The sequence below is a fragment of the Streptomyces sparsus genome (genome assembly GCF_054776295.1).
The window spans coordinates 1-5,775 of sequence record NZ_BAAHCA010000257.1 but is presented as its reverse complement, the minus strand read 5'-3'; the positions used below and the strand labels follow the sequence as shown (position 1 = coordinate 5,775).

Here is a 5,775-nt window from a genome sequence, read left to right as displayed (position 1 = left end):
CGGGGAGGCGTCTCCCTCACGGCCGTACCGCGCGCCCGGCCCGAGGCGGACCGGCCGGCGGAGTTCGGCCTGACCCGCCGCGAACAGGAGGTGCTGCGGCTGGTCGCGGCCGGCCGCAGCAATCCGCAGATCGCCGGGGAGCTGTTCATCTCACCCAAGACTGCCAGCGTGCACGTGTCGCGCATCCTGGCGAAGCTGGGGGTGGCCGGCCGCGGCGAGGCCGCGGCGCTGGCGCACCGGCTCAGACTTCTCCCGACTCCGTCTCCGACTCCTCAAGGCGGGGCCGGGGCGGCAGCACCGCCTCGGGCTGCTGCGGCACGATGACCACCTGACCGGACTCGAGGTCCACCGGGCCGCAGCCCACGCCGTGGTCGTCCTCCTGCACGCGGGTGTGCTCCAGCCGCTGCCGTTCTTCCTCGACGTGCTTGCCGCCGGGCGCGAAGATCTCCTCCACGCCACCGAACATGTCCGGCATCGTCGGCCTCCTCACCCGCCCCGAGGGCGGATCGTTGAAGTCACCGCACCTTCAGCTTCAGGATACGGTCGTCGCCCTCGCGCACGTCGCCCCGGCCGTCGGTGTTGCTGGTCACCAGCCACAGCCCGCCCTCGCCGTCGGCGACGACCGTGCGCAGCCGCCCGTACTCGCCCTCCAGGAACGCCTGCGGGTCGGCGACCGGCTGCTCGCCGTCCAGCGGGATCCGCCACAGCCGCTCCCCGCGCAGTCCGGCCATCCACAGCGAGCCCCGGGCCCACGCCAGGCCGCTCGGTGACGCATCGGCCGGCCGCCACTGCTCGACCGGATCGACGTAGCCCTCCTCACCGGCCTTGCCCTCCACCTCGGGCCAGCCGTAGTTGCGGCCCGACTCGATCAGGTTGAGCTCGTCCCAGGTGTTCTGGCCGAACTCCGAGGCCCACAGCCGTCCCTCGTCGTCGAAGGCCAGGCCCTGCACGTTGCGGTGGCCCTTGGAGAACACCACCGAGCCCGACTCCAGGTTGCCGTCCTCGGGCGGGCTGCCGTCGGGCTGCATGCGCAGGATCTTGCCGGCGGGGGAGTCGTCGTCCTGGGCGTGCGAGGTGTCACCGGCGTCCCCGGTGCCGACGTAGAGCATCTTGTCCGGGCCGAAGGCCATCCGGCCGCCGTTGTGGATGTTCGCCTTGGGCAGCCCCTTGAAGACCACGTCGGGCTCACCGAGCTGGCGGCCCTCCTCGCGGTCCTCGTTGTAGAGCATGCGCACGATCCGGTTGTCCGAGGCGCTGGTGAAGTACGCGTAGACGTGGCCGTCGCCGTTGGTGGCGATGCCCAGCAGCCCGCCCTCACCGCCCGGGTCGACGCCACCGACCTGGCCGAGTTCGGTCGTCGAGCCGTCCTCGGCGGAGACGCGGTGGATGCGGCCGGTGTCCCGGGAGGAGACCAGCAGGTCACCCTCCGGCAGCGCCGCCAGGCCCCAGGGCGAGTCGAGGTCCTCGGTGACGGTGGACGTCACCTCCACGGAGCCCTCCGCGGGCGCCGGCGAGGACCGCGACGCCGGTGACGTCGACTCCCCGGGCCCGGCCTCCGGGGAGGACGCGGCGGTGGGCGGGGTGGCGGACGGCGATCCGCCCTCGCCGTTCTCCGACGCGGGTCCGCCGGAGCACGCCGCGGTCAGCAGTACGGTCGTCGCCAGGGCGGCCGTCAGGCCTGAGCGTCGCACGGTGTCGGTCCTCTCCTCGCGGGATGCGTCCGGGCAGCACATCACACCCGCCGTCGGGTACCCCTGTCGTCAACGCCGAAAGACTCCACCCGGGTTCCCGTCCGTAACCGCCACCCCCCGCTTCCCGGCGCCGAGGCTCCCGCCCCGCCGCCGGGTCAGTCCCAGGAGCCGAGGGCGGGCGGCAGCGAGGCGATCTCCGCGAGGTCCTCCGCCGTCAGCCGCAGCCGTGCGGCCCGGGCGTTCTCCACCGCCCAGCGCGCCTTCTTGGTGCCCGGCACCGGCACCACGTGCCGGCCCTGCGCCAGCAGCCAGGCGAGCGCCACCTGCGCGGGGGTCGCGTCGCCGTGCCGCCGGGCCACCCGGCGCAGGCCGGCCACCACGGGCTGGTTCGCGGCCATCATCTCGGCGGTGAAACGCGGGTGCCTGGCCCGCATGTCGTCCGGCTCGAACCCGCTGCCGGGCGTGAGCGTGCCGCTGAGGAAACCGTTCCCCAGCGGCATCGCCGCCAGCAGTCCGACACCGCGCTCCTCGCACCACGGCAGCAGCGCGGTCAGCGCCTCCGGCGACCACACCGACAGCTCGGCCTGCACCGCGCTCACCGGGAAGACCTGCTGGAGCCGGCCCAGCTGGTCGAGCGTGGCCCGGTGCAGCGGCGCCCGCGAGGAGCGGCGCTGGGACCTGACGCCCACCGCGCACAGGCCCAGCGCCCGCACCTTGCCCGCCGTGACCAGCTCGGCCATCGCGCCCCAGGTCTCCTCCAGCGGCACCTCCGGATCGGGCCGGTGCAGCTGGTACAGGTCGATCACGTCGGTCTGCAACCGCCGCAGCGAGGCGTCACAGGCCCGCTTGACGTACCGGGGGCGGCCGTTGGCGACGATGTGCTGGTCACCGACGAGCAGGCCCACCTTGGTGGAGAGGAACACCTCCGAGCGGCGCTCCCGCAGCAGTCTGCCGATGAGCAGCTCGTTGGTGAAGGGGCCGTACATGTCGGCGGTGTCGAGCAGTGAGACGCCGTGGTCGAGCGCCCGGTGCAGCGTCCGCAGGGAGTCCTCGCCCACCTGCTCGGACGTGGTGTACGCCCAGCTCATCGGCATACATCCCAGACCGACGGCCCCCACCTCGAGCGCTGCCGCGCCGAGTGCCCTGCGCTCCACCTGGACGTGCTCCCTCCCACCCCTCGCGGGGACGACTCCCAAACTAACCGGTCCCCACCGGGCGTCTTCGCCTAGCCTGTGGCCATGGCTGCTCCCCACGTATGGCTTCCCGTCCCGCCCGAGGACCTCGACGACCTCCCGGCGGAGTTCACGTACCACCAGTGGAGCGGGCAGGCGGACTTTCCCGCCGACCCGGCCCGGTGCGTGTTCTACGTGGTCCCGTACATGAAGGGGGCGGCCGTGGCGGTCCGGCCGCTGCCGCGGATGTCGGGGGTGCGGGTGGTGCAGACGCTGACCGCCGGCATCGACCACGTCGAACCCGCGGTGCCCGACCTGCCGTCCGGCGCGGTGCTCTGCAACGCCCGCGGCGTGCACGACGCCAGTACCGCCGAGCTCGCGCTCACCCTGATCCTCGCCTCGCTGCGCGACATACCCGGCTTCGTCCACGACCAGGCCGCCGGGCGCTGGCGGCCCGCCATCCACCCGGCGCTCGCCGACAAGTCGGTGCTGCTCGTCGGCCACGGGGGAGTGGGCGGTGCGATCGAGGACCGGCTGGCCCCCTTCGAGGTGGCGCACGTCGACCGGGTCGCCCGTACCGCCCGGGAGACCGGACGCGGGCCGGTGCACGCGCTGTCGGACCTGCCCCGGCTGCTGCCGCGGGCCGACGTCGTGGTGCTGGCCGTCCCGCTCACCGAGCAGACCAGGAAGCTCGTCGACGCGGAGTTCCTCGCCCGCATGAAGGACGGCGCGCTGCTGGTCAACGTCGCCCGCGGCCAGGTCGTGGACAGCAAGGCGCTGCTCGCCGAGTTGGAGTCCGGGCGGCTGCGCGCCGCGCTGGACGTCACCGATCCGGAGCCGCTGCCCGCCGACGACCCGCTCTGGCGGGCGCCCGGGGTGCTCATCACGCCGCACGTGGGCGGACCGACATCCGCCTTCCTGCCGCGCGCGAGCCGGTTGATCACCGCCCAGTTGAAGCGGTTCGCCGCCGGGGAGCCCGTGCACCACGTGGTCGCGGAGGCGCCGTGACGAGGGGCCGGGAAACAGCCGTTCGAGCATCCCGGTCAACGCTGTGCAGGCGTTCGACTGCGCTCAGTTGGCACAAATGCCCAGGTCGTCACGCTGTGTAGAGGTGCTATGTCCCTGAGTGACGGAACTGGTGTATCGTCCGGACGGGGGAGATACCAGGACACCCAGGGGGGCGACGGGCGAATGCGCGGCCAATGGACGAACAGCCGGATGAGGGACGGCCACCGGAGCCGGCCCCCCAGCCCGGGGACGACACGGTGAGCGCCCACGGAGCCGCCCTGGCGGCTGCCGCGCGGCCCGAGACGCGTCCCCGCGGTACCAACGCACCCCAACTGCTGCTGGTGCTGGCGTGCCTCGCGTACGCCACCGGCGCCCTGTTCGGCTGGGGCTCCCACCGACTCGCCCTGATCATGGGCGACTTCGGTCTGAGCGCCGCGGCCTTTCTCGCGGCCGGTTCCTGCTTCTGGTACGCGCGCACGCACCGTGGAGCGTTCGGCCCCGCGTGGGTGCTGTTCGGCATCTCCTCGACCATGGCCGGCCTGGGCAACGCCGTCTGGGGCTGGTACGAGGTGGTGCTCGGCCGCCCGGTGCCGGCCGCCTCACTCGCCGACCTCTGCTTCCTGCTCTTCGCCCCGCCGGCCATCATCGGCCTGCTCGTCCTCGCCAAGCGCCCCCTCACCCGGAACGGCTGGATCTGCCTCGGGCTGGACGCCTGGCTGATCGGCGGCTCGCTGCTGACGCTCTCCTGGAGCCTGGCGCTGGCCCACACCGGGGCCTGGCGGAACGCCTCGGTGTCCTTCGCCGCACTGCAACTCGCCTACCCGCTGCTGGACATCGTGCTGGTCAGCATGGTCCTGGCACTGCACTTCCGCCGCACGTCAGTGCACCGCTCCGCGATCAACACCGCCGTCGGCGCCCTGGCGTTGACCGTGCTGTGCGACGCCCTCTTCACCTCGCCGCTGCTCCAGGCCCAGTACCGCTCCGGGCAGTTGCTCGACGCCGGCTGGTTCGCCGGATCGCTGCTGCTCGCCTACGCGCCCTGGGTGCCGAGCAGCTCCGGCCCCTCCTCCGGTGAGACGGAGGAGGCCGGCGGGCCCGGTGAGAGCGCCGGCCGCCCGCTGATCGGTTCCCTGGCCGCGCTGACGCCCTACCTGGCCGCCGCCGTCTGCACGCTCGGTGTGCTCTACAACTTCGCCGACGGCCGGGAGGCCGGCCGGGTGGTACTGGTCACCTCCGGCACGGTGGTGCTCGCCCTGGTCGTACGGCAGGGCATCATGCTCACCGACAACGTCCGGCTCACCCGCGAACTGGCGCACAAGGAGAACCACTTCCGCTCCCTCGTCCAGGGCTCCAGCGACGTCATCATGATCGCCGCGTCCAGCGGCACGCTCCGCTACGTCAGCCCCGCCGCCGTCGGCGTGTACGGCCGCGAGGCGGAGGAGATGGTCGGGTCCGAGCTGGCCTCGATGATCCACCCGGACGACCTCGGCCGGTTCCTGCACGAGGTGCGCCGGTTCCTGACCACCTCGCCCGACCAGGACGCGTCGACGCGCATCGAGTGCCGGTTCCGGCACGGAAGCGGCAAGTGGCTGAACGTCGAGTCCACGGTCAACCGCTACCAGGGCGGTTTGATCTTCAACAGCCGCGACGTCACCGAACGGGTGAGGTTGCAGGCCCAGCTCCAGCACAACGCCTCGCACGACCCGCTGACCGACCTGCCCAACCGCGCGCTGTTCACCGAGCGGGTCCGCCAGGCGCTGTCCGGCCGGCGCGGCGCCGACGGGCCGCACCGGGACGCGGCGGTGGTCGTCGTCGACCTGGACGGCTTCAAGGCCGTCAACGACACGATCGGCCACCAGGCCGGCGACGAGCTGCTCGTCCAGGCCGGCCAGCAGCTTCTCGGC

General features: G+C 73.0%; 6 protein-coding genes. 3 read left to right on the top strand and 3 right to left on the bottom strand.

Features of this window, described 5'->3' with window-relative positions; genetic code table 11:
- A partial coding sequence (locus ACYVE9_RS13750) for a helix-turn-helix domain-containing protein (protein ID WP_461028111.1) occupies positions 1–324 on the top strand: 324 nt, incomplete at its 5' end.
- Here ACYVE9_RS13750 and ACYVE9_RS13745 read toward each other — a convergent pair.
- The 3 genes from ACYVE9_RS13745 to ACYVE9_RS13735 all read right to left on the bottom strand — a co-directional run bounded on the left by ACYVE9_RS13745 (position 242) and on the right by ACYVE9_RS13735 (position 2,845).
- Positions 242–475 (bottom strand): DUF6191 domain-containing protein, encoded by a 234-nt coding sequence (locus tag ACYVE9_RS13745; RefSeq protein ID WP_461028110.1) that lies wholly within the window; start codon positions 473–475, stop codon positions 242–244. The genes ACYVE9_RS13750 and ACYVE9_RS13745 overlap by 83 nt on opposite strands.
- Positions 476–515: 40 nt before the next feature.
- Positions 516–1,733: a PQQ-dependent sugar dehydrogenase gene (locus tag ACYVE9_RS13740; protein ID WP_461028109.1), complete on the bottom strand. Its 1,218-nt coding sequence runs from the start codon at positions 1,731–1,733 to the stop codon at positions 516–518.
- Positions 1,734–1,846: 113 nt separating this feature from the next.
- Positions 1,847–2,845, bottom strand: a complete 999-nt coding sequence (locus tag ACYVE9_RS13735) for an aldo/keto reductase (RefSeq protein ID WP_461028108.1) — start codon at positions 2,843–2,845, stop codon at positions 1,847–1,849.
- A gap of 84 nt (positions 2,846–2,929) precedes the next feature.
- On the opposite strand from ACYVE9_RS13735, the gene ACYVE9_RS13730 reads away from it, so the two are divergent.
- Both ACYVE9_RS13730 and ACYVE9_RS13725 read left to right on the top strand, forming a co-directional pair.
- On the top strand, positions 2,930–3,871 hold the full coding sequence (locus ACYVE9_RS13730) for a 2-hydroxyacid dehydrogenase (RefSeq protein ID WP_461028107.1): 942 nt from the start codon (positions 2,930–2,932) through the stop codon (positions 3,869–3,871).
- A gap of 194 nt (positions 3,872–4,065) precedes the next feature.
- A partial coding sequence (locus ACYVE9_RS13725; RefSeq protein ID WP_461028106.1) for a diguanylate cyclase domain-containing protein occupies positions 4,066–5,775 on the top strand: 1,710 nt, incomplete at its 3' end.